We start from the raw sequence: 19,748 nt of genomic DNA, 5'->3' as shown, positions 1-19,748 counted from the left end.
GCAACTTCTAAACTAACGCGGTGAACACCCCGCAGCGCAAGATCATCCACGTGGACATGGACGCGTTTTACGCGTCGGTGGAGCAGCGTGATAACCCGTCCTTGCGCGGGCAACCGGTCGTAGTGGCGTGGAAAGGATCGCGTTCTGTGGTGTGTGCGGCCAGCTACGAGGCACGCACGTTTGGCGTACGCTCGGCAATGCCGGCGCTGCGTGCGGAAAAACTCTGCCCGCAGGCGGTGTTCGTGCCACCGGACTTTTCCCGCTACAAAGCGGTCTCCCGGCAGGTGCGCAGCATCTTTGAACGCTATACCCACTTGATCGAACCACTGTCGCTGGATGAAGCCTATCTGGACGTCACCACGCCCCTGCGTGACCTGGGGAGTGCTACTGCCATCGCGCAAGAAATACGCAGCGCAATTTTCGAACAAACCCAGCTCACCGCGTCGGCCGGCATCGCGCCCAATAAATTCCTGGCCAAGATCGCCAGCGACTGGAACAAACCCAATGGGCAATTCGTGGTCAAACCCACAATGGTGGACGCTTTTTTGGCACCGCTGGCGGTGGGCAAGCTGCCGGGTGTGGGCAAGGTGATGGAAGCCAAACTGGCCGAGCTGGGCATCCACACCTGCAATGATCTGCGCAGCTTCGGTGCGGAGCCGCTGCAACTGCGCTTCGGGCGCTGGGGCCGACGGCTGCATGAGTTGGCCTTCGGGATCGACCAGCGCGAGGTGCAAAGCGAGCGCGCCACCTTGCAGATTTCCAGCGAAGACACCTTCCCGGTGGATCTGCCGCTGGACGCGCTGGAGCCGCATATTCGTCGCTTGGCGGCCGCTACATGGCAGGGCTATGGCAAGGAATGGCAGCGCCACCCCGGTCGCATCGCCCGCACCGTGGTGCTGAAACTGAAAACGGCCGACTTCCGCAGCCTGACGCGCAGCTTGACCGGGGCGGAACCGCCCACCTCGGAACAGGCCCTGGCCGATATCGCCTGTGCCCTGCGCGCGCGCGTGGATCTGCCCGTGCAGACACGCTACCGGTTAGTGGGCGTGGGGCTGTCCGGCTTTGCCGAGGCCGACGGCAGCCCGGCGCAAGAGGACCTGTTTTTGTCCGCCACGCCGGCATGACCACGCAGGTGTGAACACCGCCGCAAGAATGGAACAATCACTCCAGATTGCAAGCGCTAGGCTGTCGCAATGACCACGCCTGCAGCCAGTCCTGCCACGACTCCCCTAGTGCCCTCAACCGCACCCCTGGGTGATGATTTGCGCGGGCTGTTGCGTCTGTTGCTGCAGGCCATCACCGCCACCAGCGGGCTGGCCGAGCACGTCCATGCCAATGTCCTGGGCGTGCCGTCGCGGCTGCTGGGCGCACCCACCCGTGCGCGCACACGCGGCATTGCGGGCCTTGCTTACGCGTCAGTGCGTACCACCTCGCAGTGGCTGGGTGGCGGGCTGGACGCGGCCTTGGCCAAACTGCCGTTGGCTGCGCAAACCGGCACCCGATCAGCGCGGCGTGAGGCCCTGCTGGCCGCACTCAATGGCGTGTTGGGTGACCACCTGCAGGCCAGCAGCAATTCCCTGGCGTTGTCCGCTTGCCTGCGCAGCAATGGACAAGCCTTGCCGCTGGATGACGCGGCATGGCCCGCCTGCCTGCCCTTCGCAACCCCCAAACTGCTGGTGCAGGTGCACGGGCTGTGCATGAACGACCTGCAATGGCGTCAGCAAGGCCACGATCACGGTGCGCAACTGGCCGCCGAGCATGGCTATACGCCGGTCCATCTGCACTACAACAGCGGCCTGTCGATCGCCAGCAACGGCCAAGCATTCGCGCAGTTGTTGCAACAATTGCTGGCGCGCTGGCCGGTGCCGGTGGAGCGCTTTGCCATCCTCGGTCACAGCATGGGCGGCTTGGTGGCACGTGCGGCGATTCTGCACGCCAGTCGTAACGCGCAAGCATGGTTGCAACAGCTCGATCAAGTCGTGTTTCTGGGTACCCCGCATCACGGCGCGCCGCTGGAACGGGCCGGCCATCTGCTGCAACACACCTTGGGCCTGACGCCGTGGACAGCCCCCTTCACGGGCATCGGACGGTTGCGCAGCATCGGCATCCAGGACCTGCGGCACGGCAGCATCGGCGCACCGAATGCAGACTACCCGCCGTTGCCGGCAGGCCTGCGCGCCTACGCCGTTGCAGCCTCCACCCAAGCCATTGCAGCGGGCCGCGGCGGCCGCTATCCGCGTGGTGACGGCTTGGTGCCCATTGCCAGCGCCCTGGGCGAACACCGCGACCCCCGCCGCAATCTGCGCATCCCCAAAGCGCGCCAATATCTGGTGGCCGGCACTGGCCATATCGGGCTGCTCAGCAGCATCGAGGTGTACCAACAGTTGCGGCGTTGGTTGGCGTAATTGGCATGCACCACAGCGTGGTGCAAATACCCTACGCTTGCGTGATGCACACGCCCATCGACCACACAGCACTCACCCGCCCCCAGCTCAAAACCCTCGCCCTGGCCTCATTGGGCGGCGCGTTGGAGTTTTACGATTTCGTGGTGTTTGTATTTTTCGCCACCACCATGGGGGCGTTGTTCTTTCCGGCGGACATGCCCGGCTGGCTGAAACAAGTGCAGACCTTCGGCATTTTCGCTGCCGGTTATCTGGCGCGGCCGCTGGGTGGCATTGTGATGGCGCATTTTGGCGATCTGTCCGGGCGCAAGCGGATGTTCATGCTCAGCATCTTGCTGATGGCCATCCCTACCTTGTTGATGGGGCTGCTGCCGACGTATGCACAGATTGGCGTGCTGGCACCGATCCTGCTGTTGCTGCTGCGCATCTTGCAGGGTGCGGCGATTGGCGGCGAAGCACCGGGGGCGTGGGTGTTTGTCAGCGAACATGTGGCACCGGGTCGGCGTAATTTTGCGTGCGGCGCGTTGTCGCTCGGGCTACTGGCTGGCATCTTGCTGGGCTCGCTGGTGGCGCTACTGGTCAACGCCAACCTGGATGACGCGCAGCTGTTGGCCTGGGGGTGGCGCATCCCCTTCGTCCTAGGCGGCGTATTCGGATTATTGGCTTTGCATCTGCGCCGGCAATTGCACGAAACCCCGGTGTTTGCGCAGTTGCAGGCGCAAAAACAATTGGCTGCAGGGTTGCCGCTCAAATCCGTGCTGCGCGATCACGGCACTGCCGTCATCATCGGCATGTTGCTGACTTGGCTACTCACCGCTGCCGTAGTGGTAACCATCTTGATGATGCCCACCTTCCTGCAAAGCATGGGGGTATCTCGCAGCGATGCGCTGACGGGGAATGCGCTGGCGGTGCTGGCTGCAATGGCCGCCAACTTGATTGCAGGTGCGCTGGCCGACCGCTTCGGTGCAGGCCGCGTGCTGGCATTGTGGAGTGTGCTGCTTGGCGCGGCATTTTTCGCCTTCTACCAAAGCGCCCAAGCCGGCGAATACTCGCACCTGTTGTATGCACTGGCCGGCAGTGCAGTGGGCCTGACCGCGATGATCCCCGCCATTGCACTGGGCGGGTTTCCGGCCAGCGTGCGGTTTTCCGGATTGTCGTTTGCTTACAACGTGGCGTATGCCATCGCCGGTGGTCTGACCCCCGTGCTGCTGAGTTTGGCAATGAAGGGCAACCCCAGCGCGCCATTGCATTACATGCTGGCCATGGCGGCGCTGGGGCTGGTGCTGGGGGTGCTGGTGCAATTGCGTCAACCGCGCACGGTCACGGCAAGTGCCCCGCTGCCACCGGCAGGCTGATAAAACTGGCCTGTTGCGGCGTGGCCCAGATGCGTTGGGTCGCTTTGCGGTAATCGTCCGGCTTGGCCAGGAAGATGTTGTTCACATACGTCTGTGGATTGCGGTCGTACAGCGGGAACAAGCTGGACTGGATCTGCACCATCAGCCGGTGCCCCGGCTTCAGCACGTGATTCACATTGGGCAAGTCGAAGCTGTACGTCAGCGGCTGATCCGATGCCAACGCCTTGGGCGCATCGAAGCCTTCGCGATAACGGCCACGGAAAATGGTGAGCGCAATCGGCAATTCATAGCCGGCCATTTTCGGGTCATCCGGGTATTGATCGGGGTACACGTCAATCAATTTCACGACCCAATCACTGTCACTGCCGGATGTACTGGCGAACAAATGCGCCACCGGCACGCCAGCCAGCTTCACTGGCGCAGTCAGCTCTGCACTGGTGTAGCTCAGCACATCGGTGCGGCCATCCACAAAGCGCTGGTCACGCACCAGCCACGTGGTCCACGTGGCGCGGTCGCCCATATCCACCGGGCGTGGCACAAACGGCACCGGCTTGGCGGGGTCGGACACATATTCGGCGTACTGCGCGCCGCTGTTGTCCTGCGTACCACGCAAGGTTTGGTCGGCATGCAGATACAGCGGCACCGAGGCCTGCGCGCAGCCCTGTGCGCAACTTTGCGGCCAGTGCTGATAGGTGTCCCAGCGGTTGCTTGCCGCATCGTAAATCCACACCGGCGGCGTCTTCGCGATGGGCGCGCCCGTCTTCAAATATTGATCGAAGAACGGCTTGAGCACGTTGCGCCGCCATTGCTGGGCGGTGTCGCCGTCAAACTTCAAATCCCCCAAGCTGCTGCCATCGTAATTGGCTTGGCTGTGCCGCCACGGGCCAATCACCAGGAAATTGCGGGTGTTGTCGGTGTCCTTGGATTCCAGCGCCGCCCACGCATGGTTGCCGCCGTACATGTCCTCCTGATCCCATAACCCTTGTTCCCACATCACCGGCACGTTGATAGCCGGCAGCCTGGCAAGCAGTTTGTCCAAGCCTTGCTGCTGCCAATAGCTGTCGTAGCTGGGGTGCTCCAGCAGCTTGTGCCACGCCGGCAACTGCTCCAGTCCGGCAGCGCGGGCGTAATCGCCTACCGAGCCTGCACGCAGGAAGTTGGTGTAGTCGTCATTGGTGGCGCGAGGCATCCCCACACCTGGCCCACGTGCTGCGGTCTGGCCGGTGAGATAACCCAAATTGATCTGCCGGTAGGCACCATTCTGGAACCAATCATCACCAATCCAGCCATCGATCATCGGGCTTTCCGGCGCGGCCACTTTCAATGCCGGGTGCGGCTCCAACAGGGCCATCACCACCGTGAAGCCTTCATACGAAGAGCCCAGCATGCCCACCCGGCCATTGCTTTGCGGAATGTTTTTGACCAACCAGTCGATGGTGTCGTAGGCATCGGTGCTGTTGTCGATCCCGGTTTTGTTGAGCGGGCCACGCGGTGGCCGCGTCATCACGTAATCGCCTTCCGAGCCGTACTTGCCGCGGATATCCTGAAACACGCGGATATAGCCATCTTCGGCAAAAGCGGTATCGCCCTGCGGCAGCGCATCCACCATGCGCGTGGCGTTGTCGATGCGTTCTGCACGTTTGGCGGCGTTGTAGGGCGTGCGGGTCAGAATGATGGGCGCATCGTGTGCACCTTTGGGAAGCAGGATGACCGTGTACAACTTGACCCCATCGCGCATCGGCACCATCACCACGCGCTTGGTGAAGTCGCGCTGCGGCTCTGGTACGACGAATGTCTTGCCGGTGATATCCGGCGTCATCGGCGCGGTTTGCGTCCATCCATTGCCGGCCATGGCCAGCGCCAAGGCCAGAGCAGATACCCGCAGTACAGCTTGCAGCTTCATTGCACCACTCCAGCCATCGCGTCAGCTTGGCAGTGTGGCACGCCGCCGCCACCGCCAACAGCCTGTCCATCTGCACTTAGTGACTGGTGCGAAGATCGCCTATGATGGGTCGATTGTGTGTGCAGTGCGGTTAGCGGGCGGCGGCCACGCGCTGTTGCAAATACGCCAGGGATTCCTCCACCTGGTCGATCAGCACCAAGCACAACTCGCCCGGCTGCAAGCTGGCCAACGCATGATCAATCGCTGCGAATTCGCCTTGGATGGTTTCAACCACTTGCGTGCGCGGTGCATCTTGCAGGCCTTCGCGCAGTAGTTGTACCACTTCGCCATCCTCACGCCCACGCTGGCAGGCATCCTGATACAGGATGACCTCATCGAAGGCCGCGCCCAGAATGCGGGTTTGTGCGCGAATGTCGTCATCGCGCCGATCCCCGGCACCACTGATCACCACCTTGCGCCGACGCGCCGGCATGTTTTCAACCGCGGCCACCAATGCCTGCATCGCATCCGGGTTATGGCCGTAATCGGCAATCAAGGTGGCGCCTTGATAATCCATCACGTTGAAGCGCCCCGGCGCGTTGCCGGTGTCGGACTGGAAGCTGGCCAAGCCCTGCCGGATTGCATTCCAACTCAGCCCCAAGCCCCACGCTGCTGCCACCGAAGCCATCACGTTTTCGACTTGAAAACCTATCGTGCCGTTGCGGGTCAGAGGCACGCCAGCCAGTGGCAAGCGGGTTTCGAACGCGCCTTCCATCGCCACGACATCCCCGTTGTGGACATACACCACGCGCCCGCCTTGGGTTTTATGGCTGGTGATCACCGGGTGTTCCGGGTCTGCGGCAAAAAAGATCACCTTGCCGGGGCACTGTGTCGCCATGACCGCCACAATCGGGTCGGCGGCATTGAGTACCGCATAACCATTCTTGGCCACATTACGTACGATCACGCGCTTGAGTACCGCCAGGTCATCCACCGTGGTGATGAAGTTCAAGCCCAGATGATCGCCGACCCCAATATTCGTCACCACCGCCACATCAGCATGGTCAAACGCCAACCCTTCGCGCAGCAAACCGCCGCGTGCGGTCTCGAATACGGCGGCATCCACGGTGGGATTCAGCAGAATATTGCGGGCGCTGCGTGGGCCGGAACAGTCACCCGAATCCACCTGCACCGCATTGACATACACGCCATCGGTATTGGTCATACCCACACTCAAACCACTGGTGCGCAGCAGGTGCGTGATTAAACGCACCGTGGTTGTCTTGCCATTGGTACCGGTGACGGCCACCACCGGGATGCGCCCGTTCTCGCCCGGCGCAAACATATGATCAATGACCGCTTTGCCCACATCACGGGCTTTACCAAACGAGGGCGACAGGTGCATGCGCAGGCCCGGTGCGGCATTGACTTCCACGATGCCGCCGCCCTGCTCTTCCAGCGGCCGCAGTACGCTGTCACACACCACATCGACACCGCAAATATCCAGCCCCACCATTTGCGCGGCTTCCACTGCGCGTGCCGCCACTTCGGGGTGCACATCACCTGTGACATCGGTGGCGGTGCCCCCGGTGGAAAGATTCGCGTTGTTGCGAAGCACGATGCGCCGGCCTTTTTCCGGAATCGACTCTGCGTGCAGGCCTTGTTTTTCCAGCGTACTCAGCGCAATTTCATCGAAACGGATTTTGGTCAGCGACGTCGCATGGCCTTCTCCACGGCGTGGATCGGCATTGACCTGTTGTACCAGCTCACGCACGCTGTGGATGCCATCGCCACGCACATTCGGCGGCTCACGACGGGCAGCGGCGACCAATTTATTGCCCACTACCAGCAGGCGGTAATCGCCACCCGGCAGGTAGCGTTCCACCAGAATGTCATCGCGGAAACCTTGCGCTACTTCAAACGCACGCCGGATTTCGGCTTCACCACGCAGGTTGACCGTCACGCCCTTGCCTTGGTTGCCGTCCAGCGGCTTGACCACTACCGGCAAGCCGATCTCTTGCGCGGCGGTCCACGCATCGTCGGCACTATGCACTGGCCGCCCTTCCGGTACCGGCACGCCGGCGGCGCGCAGCAGTTTTTTGGTCAGCGCCTTGTCTTGTGCAATGGCTTCGGCAATCGCGCTGGTGCGGTCCACTTCGGCGGCTTGGATGCGGCGCTGTTTGCTACCCCAACCCATCTGCACCAAGCTGCCGCCGGTCAATCGCCGGCACGGAATGCTGCGGTTGATAGCCGCTTCGACAATCGCGCCGGTGCTTGGCCCCAGCCGCACCTCCTCGTCTAGATCGCGTAGTCGCCGCAATGCTTCTTGCAGATCGAATGGCGTATCGGCACGTGCAGCCAGGCAGAGCTGCTCGGCCAGTTGCAAAGCCAACCGGCCCACGGCTTCTTCGCTGTATTCAACAACAATCTGGAATACGCCCGGCTGTACCGTTTTGGCAGTGCGGCTGAACGTGACCGGGCAACCGGCTTGTGCTTGCAGGCAAATCGCGGCCACTTCCAGCGCATGCGCCAGCGTCAGCGTGTCGGACTTATGCGTGGCACGCAGAAACCCGAGCTCGGGAAAGCGTTCGCGTAGACGATCTTCGAAACCGGGCATGCCCGCCAATGGGCGCTCGCCCTCGGACAGGGTGACGATGGCCTCGATCGCGGTGCGTCGGGTCCACAGGTTGGGCCCGCGCAGGGCCCGGATACGTGAAATCTCCATCACGCGCCCTTCGTATCAATGGAACGGGCGGCAGCCGCCAATTCCTGTTCAAAATGTTCGATGCCTGCAGGAATCAGATCCACCGGCACATCCAGCGCCCAGCATGCGGCGATTGCGGCCAGCACTGCTTCGAGGTGTGCCGGAGTGGCCGATGCGGAAGTCAAATCAAACCGCGACAGCCTTGCCAGCGGTTCTTCATTGCTGCCGGTGGCCAGAATAATCGCGCCATTGCGCACAAACACGGCGCGCCCGCCTTCGCTCAAATGCTCGGCCAATGGCGCGGCATCTGCTTGCATGGCGTAGAACATCACTTCGCCATCGCTGAATTTGGCCATCTCGGCAACCGCTGGCTCACACGCATTGAGCACCGCTGCACCACCTTTCAACACTACATCGATTTGCGTGCGCAGTACGTTGAACAAGCGTTCGGGCGAGTCAATATAAAATTCGGCCAGTGCGGGATCCGCATCGGCATCGGTGAGCACCGCCACTTGGCAGCGGTCGTACGGTAAGCCTTCGGCAAGGATGGCGCGGGTGCTGGTTTCGATCACTGCCGCATCAATGGCGCGATTGATCAGCAACCGCTCGCCGCCATCAAAATGATTATTGGGACGCGTATCCAACACCCGTTGATCCAGCTGCAAGCCGGCGCTGCAAGCCAAACCCACATGGCGGCCGGAGAGGTGCAACAACCGTGCAATCAAACTGGCCAGCAAGGCCGGCTCACGCCGGCCCAATACGCCAATCACGGGGATCCGCCCACTTTCACCTGCAGGGAACAAATGCTCAACGATAGCCTGCCCTGCCGGCCGTGGCTTGCCGATGGCCGGCTTCAAATGCATCAGCAGACTGGGCCCGGCATTGACTTCCACTATCGCGCCCCGGGTTTCACTCAGCGGCTTGCCGATGTCTTCGGTGACAAGATCAATACCGGCGATATCAAGGCCCACCACACGCGCAGCCAGCACGCCGGCTGCGGCAACATCGGGGTGCACTTCGTCGGTCACGTCAAACGCCATGTTGCCGTGACGCAAGATCAGCACGGTCTGGCCTGCCGGTGGAACCGATTCGGGGGTAAAGCCTTGCCGCTGCAACTCGTGCAGGGCAATTGGCTCGCGCTCCAGCAGCAAGGTTTCCAGCGGGAAGTGTTCTTCCTCTCCACGCCGCGGATCACTGTTGATCTGCAAATCGATCAATTCACGAATGTTGTTCTGGCCATCGCCCACTACTTCCGCCGTGAAGCCTTTGTTGGCCGCCACCAATTTGCCGCCAATCACCAACATGCGGTGTTCAACGCCCTGGATGAAGCGCTCCACGATCACCTCGCTGCCTTCCTCCAGCGCGCCGGCATAAGCGACTTCGATTTCGGCGCGGGTTTTCAGGTCGGCAAACACACCGCGCCCGTGATTGGCATCGGTGGGTTTGACCACTACCGGCAAGCCGATGTCTTCGGCGGCCTCCCATGCATCGTCCGCACTCTTCACCACGCGTCCTTCCGGCACCGGCACGCCACAACTTGCGAGCAGGGTTTTGGTGAGGTCTTTATCGCGCGAAATGCTTTCGGCAATCGCGCTGGTGTGCTCGGTTTCCGCCGTCCAGATGCGGCGCTGGCGGTTGCCATAGCCCAATTGCACCAGATTGCCTTCGGTCAGCCCAAGATGCGGAATGCCGCGGTCGGTGGCGGCGTCCACAATCGCCGCGGTGCTGGGCCCCAGCAAGCGGCGGTCGGCCAGTTCGCGCAGCGGTTGCAGGCGCTCGTCAAGGTCAAACGGGGTGTCATTGATGGCCGCCATGAGCAAATCACGGGCAAGCGCCAGTGCAGCGCGGCCCACGGTTTCTTCACGCGCCCGGATCGCCACTTTGTAGATGCCACGCGGTCCGGCTTCGCGCGCTTTGCCAAAGCCGGTTTGCATGCCCACCAAATTCTGCAATTCGATGGTGACGTGCTCGAGGATATGCGCAGGCCAAGTGCCCTCTTGCAGGCGCTGCACAAAGCCACCGGTGGCGCCCACGCTGCAGCGGTGCTCGTGCAGGCCGGGCAGCCAAGCAATCAAGCGGTCGGTAAAACCATCCAGCTTGTTGGATGGATAGTCTTCCAGATCACCAATATCCACCCAAGCTTCCAGCACCGGGCGATACGTCCACAGACTGGGGCCGCGCAAGTAGGTGACCCGCTGAAACGTGATCTCATTGTGCTTCATAAGTCATCATCGAAAATTCAAACAAGCCGCCTGCGGGATGCTCCGAAGGGTGTGTGGTGCTCTCAACCGACACCCCGCGTGCCCTCGCTATACTGCCATGCTTCAGGGTACGCATTCAGCCTACCCCAGCCACGCTTTTCCGTCATGTTACGGATAATTTAAAGATCCTTATGTCAGCCGTAGCCACCTCACTTCCCATTTCCCACGCAGCCATCGACAGGCTGGGTGGCCAGCGCCACGGGCTGACGGAGCAGTGGCTGCATCAGCTTGTTCAACAATTGCAGCCGGATGAGGCCGTACTAAGTGCCTTCACGATGGATTTGGATGAGGACCTGCACTTTGCTGATGGCGTATTGGTACTGACCGATCAACGCTTGCTCGCGCACATGCCGCACGCGCAGGGTTGGCAAGCGTGGCCACTGGCCCCCGGTTTGCAACTGCGGCATGGCGATCATGCCGGTGTGGGTCTGATTGAATTGCTGGATACCAAAGCCCGGCTATTGCATTGCCGCTTCACCCTGAACCAGAACGTCGCTGCGCTGCGCTTACTGGGCTTGTTCGAGCGCCAACTGGACAGCCTGCAGGGCGCGCAGCCGGTGGATGACGATGACACCCTGTGCCCGATTTGCAAAGCCCCATTGCCTGACGGTGAGGACGAATGTCCCACCTGCGTACGCGAGCTGCACACGCCACCGTCCACATGGACGCTGCTGCGGCTCTGGCGGTTTGCGCGACCTTACAAATGGCCGCTGCTGGCGGGCTTCTTGCTGACCTTGGCTTCCACCGGTGCCACCTTGGTGCCGCCGTATCTCACCATGCCGTTGATGGACAAGGTGTTGATCCCGTTTCAAAACGGCAGTGACATTGATCATCAATTTGTCCTGCTGTTGCTGGCTGGCATTTTGGGGTCGGCACTGGTGGCATGGCTTCTGGGTTGGGCGCGCACCTATATTCTGGCGCTGGTATCCGAGCGCATTGGCTGTGATCTGCGTACCGTCACCTATGAGCATTTATTGAAGTTGTCGCTGGAATATTTCGGTGCCAAGCGCACTGGCGATTTGATGGCGCGCATTGGTTCGGAATCTGACCGCATCTGCCTGTACCTGTCGCTGAACCTGCTCGACTTCGCCACCGATGTACTGATGCTGGCGATGATTTCAGGGATCCTGTTTTCGATCAACGCCAAACTGGCGTTGGTGACCTTGCTGCCATTGCCATTGATCGCATGGATGATCCAGTTGGTGCGTGACAAGCTGCGCAACGGTTTTGAAAAAATCGACCGCGCATGGTCTGAACTGAGTAGCGCGCTGGCCGACACCATCCCCGGTATTCGCGTGGTCAAGGCATTTGCCCAGGAGGGCCGCGAAGTTCATCGCTTCCGTGTAGCCAATCGTCACTATCTGGCAGTCAACGACAAACTCAACAAGGTGTGGTCGTTGTTTACCCCGACGGTCACACTGCTCACCGAGCTTGGTTTGATCGTGGTATGGGCATTTGGCATCTGGCAGGTTTCCAAGCACCAAATCACGGTGGGTGTGCTCACCGCATTTTTGGCCTATATCGGGCGTTTCTATACGCGCTTGGATTCGATGAGCCGAATTGTTTCAGCCACGCAGAAGGCCGCTGCCGGTGCCAAGCGCATTTTCGACATCCTCGACCACGTTTCCAGCGTGCCGGAATCGGCCAACCCGGTGTCACTGCCCGCTGTACAAGGCGCGATCACCTTGCGCGATGTGGGCTTTCGTTATGGCAACCGCGGCGTGATTCGTGGCTTGAATCTGCATATCCAACCCGGCGAAATGATTGGTTTGGTGGGTCATAGTGGCTCCGGCAAAAGTACATTGGTCAATTTGATTTGCCGCTTTTATGACGTGACGGAGGGCGCGGTGCTGGTGGACGGGGTGGATATTCGTTCGCTGGCGATTGCGGACTTCCGCCGGCATATCGGTCTGGTACTGCAAGAACCTTTCCTGTTCTTCGGCACCATTGCCGAAAACATCGCCTACGGCAAACCCGATGCCAGCCGTGACGAGATCGTAGCTGCTGCCCGCGCCGCACACGCGCATGAGTTCATCCTGCGCCTTCCGCATGGCTACGATTCGCTGGTCGGCGAACGCGGGCAAGGGCTATCGGGGGGCGAACGGCAGCGCATTTCGATTGCACGCGCATTGCTGATTGATCCGCGTTTCTTGATCATGGACGAAGCTACCTCGGCGGTGGATACCGAAACCGAAAAGGAAATCCAGCGCGCGCTCGACAACCTCGTCAAGGGCCGCACCACCATTGCCATTGCCCATCGCTTGTCCACCCTGCGCAAGGCCGACCGTCTGGTGGTGATGGATCGCGGACGCATTGTCGAAGTTGGGCCACATGATGAGCTGATGGCCCAACAAGGTGCCTATTGGCGGCTGTATCAAGCGCAGTTGCGCAATGTGGATCAGGAAGATCAACTGGCGGAACTCACGCTGGGAGGCATCAACCGTGAGTGATCTTGATTTCACCTTGGCCGAGGATGCCTTTGGCCAGCTGCAACTCACCTTGGGTGATGGCAGCACGCATGCCGGCGTAGTACCGGTGCGTGCATTTCCGATTGCCGCACCCGATGAAGGCGTCTCGCTGGTGGGACATGACGGTCATGAATTGGTGTGGATCCCGCGCCTGTCTGCACTGGATGCTTCGCGCAAGGCAATCATCGAGGCAGAACTTGCGCAGCGCGAATTCATGCCGGTAATCGAACGCATCGTCAGCGTGTCGAGCTTTGTAACGCCCAGCCAATGGACAGTAGCCACCAATCGCGGCGAGACCACCTTCACCCTGAAAGCCGAAGACGATATCCGCCGCATCAGCACCACTACCCTGCTGATTGCCGATAGCCACGGCGTGCATTATCTGATCCAAGATCTGGTTGCCTTGGATCGCAACAGCAAGAAGCTGCTGGACCGGTTTTTGTAACCTTGGCTCCGGCAGGAGCGCGCACTGCGTGCGGCAGGCTTGGTGGCAGAGCAGTCGCGACCAGTGGTCGCTCCTGCCAATAACGCACGCCGCGTTTGCATGCAAACGCCAGCCTGTCAAGCTTACGCGCCGGCCGGAACAGGGCGAAAATGGCAGTTCCGTTCGCCTTTGGTTTGTCCTTCGCATGACCGAGCTTTCCCCCGCCATCGCCCGCAAAATTGCCGCCACTATTGCCTCTGAAATCAGCGCGCAACCCGCGCAGGTGCTGGCCGCGGTAGGGTTGCTGGACGAAGGTGCCAGCGTGCCCTTCATCGCCCGCTACCGCAAGGAAGTGACCGGCGGGCTGGATGACACCCAACTGCGCAATCTGGAAACAAGGCTGACCTATCTGCGCGAGATGGAAGATCGCCGCGCAACCATCCTTGCCAGCATTGAAGACCAAGGCAAACTCAGCGACGCGTTGCGCGCCGACATCCTGGCTGCCGACAGCAAATCGCGACTGGAAGATTTGTACCTGCCCTACAAGCAGAAGCGCCGCACCCGCGCCCAGATCGCACGCGAAGCCGGACTGGAACCGCTGGCCGACGGCTTGATCCAGGACCCAACCCATGTGCCGGAGGAATTTGCCGCTGCGTTTGTGGATGCGGGAAAAGGCGTGGCTGATGCCAAGGCCGCACTGGAAGGCGCACGCGCCATCCTGATTGAACGTTGGGGTGAAGATGCGGCGCTACTGGGTGAGCTGCGCGACTGGCTGTCACGCGAAGGGGTGATTCGCGCCAAGGTGGTGGAAGGCAAACAGTTGGCGGGTGAAAAATTCCGCGATTATTTCGACCACGCAGAGCCGCTGGCAAGGATTCCATCGCACCGTTTGTTGGCACTGTTGCGTGGTCGCCGTGAAGAGTTTTTGCAGCTTGACCTTGACCCCGGCAACGATGCCGAAGCCGGTCATCTGTATGCCGAAGGCCGGATTGCCTTGCATGCCGGGATAGAAGTGCGTGGCCGCGCTGCGGATATTTGGTTGCGCAATGCAGTGCGGTTGGCATGGCGCGCCAAAATCCATATGCATTTGCTGCTGGACTTGTTCAATCAAGCCCGCGAAAAAGCCGAAGGCGAAGCAATTGCAGTATTTGGCGACAACCTGAAAGACCTGTTGCTGGCTGCACCCGCTGGCCCGAAAGCGGTGCTGGGGCTGGATCCTGGCCTGCGCACCGGAGTCAAGGTTGCAGTGGTGGATGCCACCGGGAAACTGGTGGCCACCGACACCATCTACCCGCACGAGCCACGCCGGCAATGGGATCAATCGTTGGCATCGCTGCGCAAGCTGTGCAGTGCACACAACGTGCAACTGATTGCGATTGGCAACGGTACTGCATCACGCGAAACCGACAAACTGGCCGGTGATCTGCTCAAGCGGGTGCCCGAATTGAAGGCGCAGAAAATTGTGGTCAGCGAGGCCGGTGCGTCGGTGTATTCGGCTTCGGAATTGGCAGCCAAGGAGTTCCCCAATCTTGATGTGTCGCTCCGTGGTGCGGTCTCGATTGCACGCCGCTTGCAAGACCCATTGGCGGAATTGGTGAAGATCGAACCCAAGGCCATTGGCGTGGGCCAGTATCAACACGATGTGGATCAATACCGGCTGGCGCGTGCGCTGGATGCCAAGGTGGAAGACTGCGTGAACGCCGTGGGTGTGGACGTGAATACCGCCTCCAGCGCACTGCTGGCGCGGGTGTCCGGGCTATCGGCCACGGTGGCAGAAAACATCGTGGCGCACCGCGATGCGCATGGTGCATTCAAATCACGCAAGGCATTGTTGAAGGTGCCGCGCCTGGGCGATAAAACCTTCGAACAGTGCGCAGGTTTTTTGCGCATCATGGATGGCGAGCAGCCGTTGGATGCCTCCTCCGTGCACCCGGAAGCCTACCCGGTGGTGGAACGCATCCTGGCCGCCGGCGGCAAATCGGTGAAGCAAATCATCGGTGATGCCAGCTTTTTGCGTTCGCTCAAGCCTGCGCAATTTACCGATGCAACCTTCGGTGAGCCAACCGTGCGTGACATCCTGAAAGAGCTGGAAAAACCTGGCCGCGACCCGCGCCCCGAGTTCAAGGCCGCGCAGTTTGCCGACGGCGTGGAAGACATCAAGGATCTGCGCCCCGGCATGGTGCTGGAAGGCGTGGTCAGCAACGTCGCGGCGTTTGGTGCGTTCATCGATATTGGCGTACATCAGGATGGCTTGGTGCATATCTCGGCGCTGTCCGACACCTACGTGAAAGACCCGCGCGACGTGGTCAAGGCCGGCGACATCGTCAAGGTCAAAGTGTTGGAAGTGGATGTTGCACGCAAGCGCATTGCACTCACCTGCCGCATGAGCGACGAACCTGGCCCAGCGCAGCCCCGCAGCGCCGACCGCAACGCGGTGCGCGGCAATGACCGAAACCAGGACCGTGGCGCACGCCCTGCCCCTCGCCCGCAGCAAGCAGCACCGGCACTCAATACCGCGCTGGCCGATGCACTGAAAGGGCTGCGGCGCGGCTGAACCGTGCTGGCCTTGGAATCCCACACTGGTTTACCTGCACGGCCGGACGCAGCCGAGCGGACATGGATAATGGGCTGAAATGACCATCCAGACCACCCCCGACGATCCCCGCCCCTTGCCGCCAGAGCCACCGCTGCCCAGTGACTGCTGCGATAGCGGCTGCGCCCCCTGCGTGAACGATACTTACTCGGAAGAGTTGACGTACTACCGTCAGGCGCTGGCGGCGTGGCTGGCACGGCACCCTGAGGCCACATAGCGCCAGTAGTCGGGTGCGCCGACCATGGCAGCAATGGCTGCTGCGCCTTCCACCCGCCATTGACTGGCGGCTGGCCCGCACACGGCCAGCGCACCGTGCGCAAACAACCACGTGCAGGCGTCAGCCTGGGCAGAACCGGTCGGCTGGGCGGTCAGTAATTGCGCCTGCTTGGGCTGCAAGCCTTCGCCGCTCCATTTGCCGTGGGCTTCTTTGAGTGTCCACAATTGGTGGAAAGCAGCTTGCTTCAGCGCTGCGGGCTGCTGTTGCAGATAGGCCAGCTCATCAGGTGAACAGACAAACTCTGCCAGTGCATCCCAATTCCGGGTGCGGCGTGGGAGTTCGATATCCACGCCAACGGCAGCTTCGGCCACCGCCAGCACCAACCAGTCACCGCTGTGACTGATGGACAGCTGCAACGGTGCATCGCTGGCATCGGCGCACAACCGTGGGCGACCATCGGGATGCGTGTGTAGCGTAATGCGCTGCCACGCGACCCCCAACTGCTGCGCTGCCAACTGGCGGGCCTGCCAATGCCCGGCGATAAAGCTGTCGCGTCGCGCTTGCGCACGCATGGCCGCAAGCCGCTGGCGCTCGGCCTCGGTCAGCCAGTGATCGGCATGCGCAGCGGCCTGCGCCACCACATCGCCGATGCGCAGCAATTGCAAACGCGCCAGCGTACTCATCCGGGTGGCGCCTTTGGCACGCGGCTATTCCACCAACGCCGGCAGCAGTTTTTCCGGTTCGGCCTGCACGTCCAGCGCCAATTCGCCCGCCACCGCATCCAAGGTCACCCGGCCACCGCTCACCAGTTTGCCAAACAGCAATTCGTCGGCCAACGGGCGCTTGATCTTGTCCTGGATCAAGCGCGCCATCGGGCGTGCGCCCATCAGTGGGTCAAAGCCATTTTGGCCTAGCCATTCGCGCGCGGCCGGCGTGGCCGACAAGGCGACGTGTTTTTCGTGCAGCAACAATTCCAACTCGATCAGGAATTTATCCACCACCCGCAAGATGTGGTCAAAGCTCAGGGCCTGGAATTGCACGGTAGCATCCAGCCGGTTGCGGAACTCGGGCGTGAAGCTGCGCCTGATCGCCTCCATTGCATCCGGGCTGTGGTCTTGCTTGGTGAAGCCGATACTGCGGCGCGCCGCTTGGGTGGCACCGGCGTTGGTGGTCATCACAATGATGACATTGCGGAAATTGGCTTCGCGGCCATTGGTATCGGTCAGCGTGCCGCGGTCCATCACCTGCAACAGGATATTGAAGATGTCGGGGTGCGCTTTTTCGATTTCATCCAGCAACAGCACGCAGTGCGGCGTCTTGACGATTTTTTCGGTCAGCAGCCCGCCTTGGTCGAAACCCACATAGCCCGGAGGCGCGCCAATCAAGCGCGACACCGAATGCGGCTCCATGTATTCGCTCATATCAAAACGAATCAGCTCGATGCCAAGTTGCATCGCCAGTTGGCGCGTCACCTCGGTCTTGCCCACGCCGGTGGGGCCGGCAAACAGGAAATTGCCGATCGGTTTGTCGGGGTTGCCCAACCCTGAGCGCGCCAATTTGATTGCACTGGCCAAGGTGGCAATGGCCGGGTCTTGGCCAAAGATCACCATCTTCAAATTGCGTTCGAGATGCTGCAGCACGTCCTTGTCGGAGGCGCTGACTTGCTTGGCCGGAATGCGCGCCATCTTGGCCACGATGGTTTCGATTTCTTCCACGTCAATCAGGTGTTTGCGCGTTTCCGGCGACTGCAAGCGTTGGCGTGCACCGGCCTCGTCGATCACATCGATGGCCTTGTCCGGTAGCAGGCGGTCGCCGATATGCTTGACCGACAGGTCCACTGCCGCACGGATCGCATCGTCGGCGTAGCTGACCTCGTGATGCGCTTCGTAGCGCGGTTTCAGTCCCAACAAAATCTGCACCGCCTCGGCCACGGTGGGCTCGGTGATATCGATTTTCTGAAAACGCCGCGCCAGTGCGCGGTCTTTTTCAAACACCCCGCGATATTCCTGGAATGTCGTTGAGCCAATGCAGCGCAGCTCGCCATTGGCCAGCACCGGCTTGATCAGATTGGACGCATCCATGGTGCCGCCGCTGGCCGAACCGGCACCAATAATGGTGTGGATTTCGTCGATGAACAGGATTGCATGTGGCAATTTTTTCAGTGCCGCCAGCACGCCTTTCAGGCGTTTTTCGAAATCACCACGGTATTTGGTGCCGGCCACCAAGGCGCCCAAATCCAGTGCGTAAATCACGGCCTCGGAAAGAACGGCAGGCACTTCGCCATCCACGATGCGCTTGGCCAGGCCTTCGGCCAACGCCGTCTTGCCCACGCCGGATTCGCCCACGTACAGCGGATTGTTCTTGCGCCGGCGGCACAAGACCTGGATGGTACGTTCCACCTCTTCGGCACGGCCCACCAGCGGGTCAATCCTGCCGGCCAATGCGGCTTCGTTGAGGTTGCTGGTGAACTCATTCAGCGGGTCGGTCTTGGCGTCGGTCTCGCCCGCGTCGGGTTTGTGATCAGCATCTGCTGGCGGCGGCGTGGGTTCGTCTTCATGTTTAGCGATGCCGTGGCTGATGTAATTGACCACGTCCAGCCGATGCACATCCTGCTGATTGAGGAAGTACACTGCGTGTGAATCCTTTTCACCAAAAATCGCCACCAACACATTGGCCCCGGTGACCTCTTTGCGGCCCGAGGACTGCACGTGATACACCGCGCGCTGGAGTACGCGCTGGAAGCCCAATGTAGGCTGAGTGTCGCGTGCATCGCCATCGGCCAGACGGTTCACCGACACTTCAATCGCATTGTTCAACTCATCGCGAAGCTTGGGAATATCGGCGTGCACCGCACGCAGCACCGATTCTGCTGACGTGTTGTCAAGCAATGCCAATAGCAGGTGCTCAACCGTCATGAACTCATAGCGCGCCTCGCGGGTGCGCTTGTAGCAATTGCCAATGGTGAGCTCGAGATCTTTACTGAACATGGTGCACCGCCTTTCAAAAGCATTTCCCACTATTTAAGGTGCATTCCAGCCTGAAACAAGTCCCCTCTCGTACTAAGACTTTTCCATTGTGCACAACAATGGGTGTTGGTTCAGGCGGGCATAATCATTGACTTGCGCCACCTTGGATTCGGCGATTTCACGGGTAAATACCCCGCACACCCCGCGCCCACGGGTGTGGACGTGCAGCATCACTTGCGTGGCTTTTTCCAGGTCCATCGTAAAAAACTGCATCAACACGTCCACCACGAAATCCATCGGGGTGAAATCATCATTGAGTAAAAACACGGTGTACAACGGTGGCCGCGCCACGCCCGGGCGTGCCGACGCCACGGCCACGCCATGCTCGTGGGTGTGCTGCGGTTTATCAGATTGGTTTGACATGTGCCAATTATACGAAGCCGGTGCATGGACGATACGGCCGGCAACAAGGACAA

General features: G+C 60.8%; 13 protein-coding genes. 7 read left to right on the top strand and 6 right to left on the bottom strand.

Translation table 11 applies throughout. From position 1 onward, the window contains the following. Positions 1-20: 20 nt before the first annotated feature. From dinB to QWB57_RS01580, 3 genes are all read left to right on the top strand, one after another. Positions 21-1,124 carry a DNA polymerase IV gene (gene dinB / locus QWB57_RS01590; RefSeq protein WP_288968050.1) on the top strand — a complete coding sequence of 368 codons (1,104 nt, stop codon included), beginning with the start codon at positions 21-23 and terminating at the stop codon, positions 1,122-1,124. A gap of 69 nt (positions 1,125-1,193) precedes the next feature. Next, positions 1,194-2,405 carry a hypothetical protein gene (locus tag QWB57_RS01585; RefSeq protein WP_288968048.1) on the top strand — a complete coding sequence of 404 codons (1,212 nt, stop codon included), beginning with the start codon at positions 1,194-1,196 and terminating at the stop codon, positions 2,403-2,405. A gap of 44 nt (positions 2,406-2,449) precedes the next feature. After that, positions 2,450-3,757, top strand: a complete 1,308-nt coding sequence (locus tag QWB57_RS01580; protein ID WP_223629498.1) for an MFS transporter — start codon at positions 2,450-2,452, stop codon at positions 3,755-3,757. On the opposite strand, the gene QWB57_RS01575 is transcribed toward QWB57_RS01580, so the two are convergent. From QWB57_RS01575 to cphA (QWB57_RS01565), 3 genes are all read right to left on the bottom strand, one after another. Continuing rightward, the gene (locus QWB57_RS01575) at positions 3,723-5,660 is read right to left on the bottom strand and encodes a CocE/NonD family hydrolase (RefSeq protein WP_288968046.1); all 1,938 of its coding nucleotides are present in this window, start codon (positions 5,658-5,660) and stop codon (positions 3,723-3,725) included. The genes QWB57_RS01580 and QWB57_RS01575 overlap by 35 nt on opposite strands. Before the next feature lie 130 nt (positions 5,661-5,790). Further along, a complete protein-coding gene (gene cphA / locus QWB57_RS01570) occupies positions 5,791-8,364 on the bottom strand; it encodes a cyanophycin synthetase (RefSeq protein ID WP_288968044.1) in 2,574 nt (857 codons plus the stop codon). Then, positions 8,364-10,565: a cyanophycin synthetase gene (gene cphA / locus QWB57_RS01565; protein ID WP_288968043.1), complete on the bottom strand. Its 2,202-nt coding sequence runs from the start codon at positions 10,563-10,565 to the stop codon at positions 8,364-8,366. Before cphA (QWB57_RS01565) ends, cphA (QWB57_RS01570) begins: the two co-directional genes overlap by 1 nt. Before the next feature lie 170 nt (positions 10,566-10,735). Here cphA (QWB57_RS01565) and QWB57_RS01560 point away from each other — a divergent pair, with 170 nt between their 5' ends. The 4 genes from QWB57_RS01560 to QWB57_RS01545 all read left to right on the top strand — a co-directional run bounded on the left by QWB57_RS01560 (position 10,736) and on the right by QWB57_RS01545 (position 16,306). Further along, entirely contained in the window at positions 10,736-13,054 is a 2,319-nt protein-coding gene (locus QWB57_RS01560; RefSeq protein ID WP_223629502.1) for an ABC transporter ATP-binding protein, read from the top strand. After that, positions 13,047-13,517, top strand: coding sequence for a DUF1854 domain-containing protein (locus QWB57_RS01555; protein WP_288968040.1), 471 nt, complete (start codon positions 13,047-13,049; stop codon positions 13,515-13,517). The genes QWB57_RS01560 and QWB57_RS01555 overlap by 8 nt, the downstream gene beginning before the upstream one ends. A gap of 184 nt (positions 13,518-13,701) precedes the next feature. Beyond that, entirely contained in the window at positions 13,702-16,050 is a 2,349-nt protein-coding gene (locus QWB57_RS01550) for a Tex family protein (protein WP_288968038.1), read from the top strand. 79 nt (positions 16,051-16,129) lie between these two features. Further along, positions 16,130-16,306: an oxidoreductase-like domain-containing protein gene (locus tag QWB57_RS01545; RefSeq protein WP_223629505.1), complete on the top strand. Its 177-nt coding sequence runs from the start codon at positions 16,130-16,132 to the stop codon at positions 16,304-16,306. On the opposite strand, the gene QWB57_RS01540 is transcribed toward QWB57_RS01545, so the two are convergent. The 3 genes from QWB57_RS01540 to clpS form a co-directional block, all read right to left on the bottom strand. After that, entirely contained in the window at positions 16,261-16,989 is a 729-nt protein-coding gene (locus tag QWB57_RS01540; RefSeq protein WP_223629506.1) for a 4'-phosphopantetheinyl transferase superfamily protein, read from the bottom strand. The genes QWB57_RS01545 and QWB57_RS01540 overlap by 46 nt on opposite strands. A 24-nt stretch (positions 16,990-17,013) precedes the next feature. Continuing rightward, complete coding sequence (gene clpA / locus QWB57_RS01535) at positions 17,014-19,293, bottom strand: ATP-dependent Clp protease ATP-binding subunit ClpA (RefSeq protein WP_288968036.1); 2,280 nt, start codon at positions 19,291-19,293, stop codon at positions 17,014-17,016. Between the two features lie 72 nt (positions 19,294-19,365). After that, positions 19,366-19,695: an ATP-dependent Clp protease adapter ClpS gene (gene clpS, locus QWB57_RS01530; RefSeq protein ID WP_223629508.1), complete on the bottom strand. Its 330-nt coding sequence runs from the start codon at positions 19,693-19,695 to the stop codon at positions 19,366-19,368. Between the last annotated feature and the right edge of the window lie 53 nt (positions 19,696-19,748).

The organism is uncultured Thermomonas sp. (assembly GCF_937872235.1).
Lineage (GTDB): Bacteria > Pseudomonadota > Gammaproteobacteria > Xanthomonadales > Xanthomonadaceae > Thermomonas > Thermomonas beijingensis.
The sequence above is the reverse complement of the archived record's forward strand: the minus strand, read 5'-3'. Positions and strand labels throughout refer to the sequence as shown.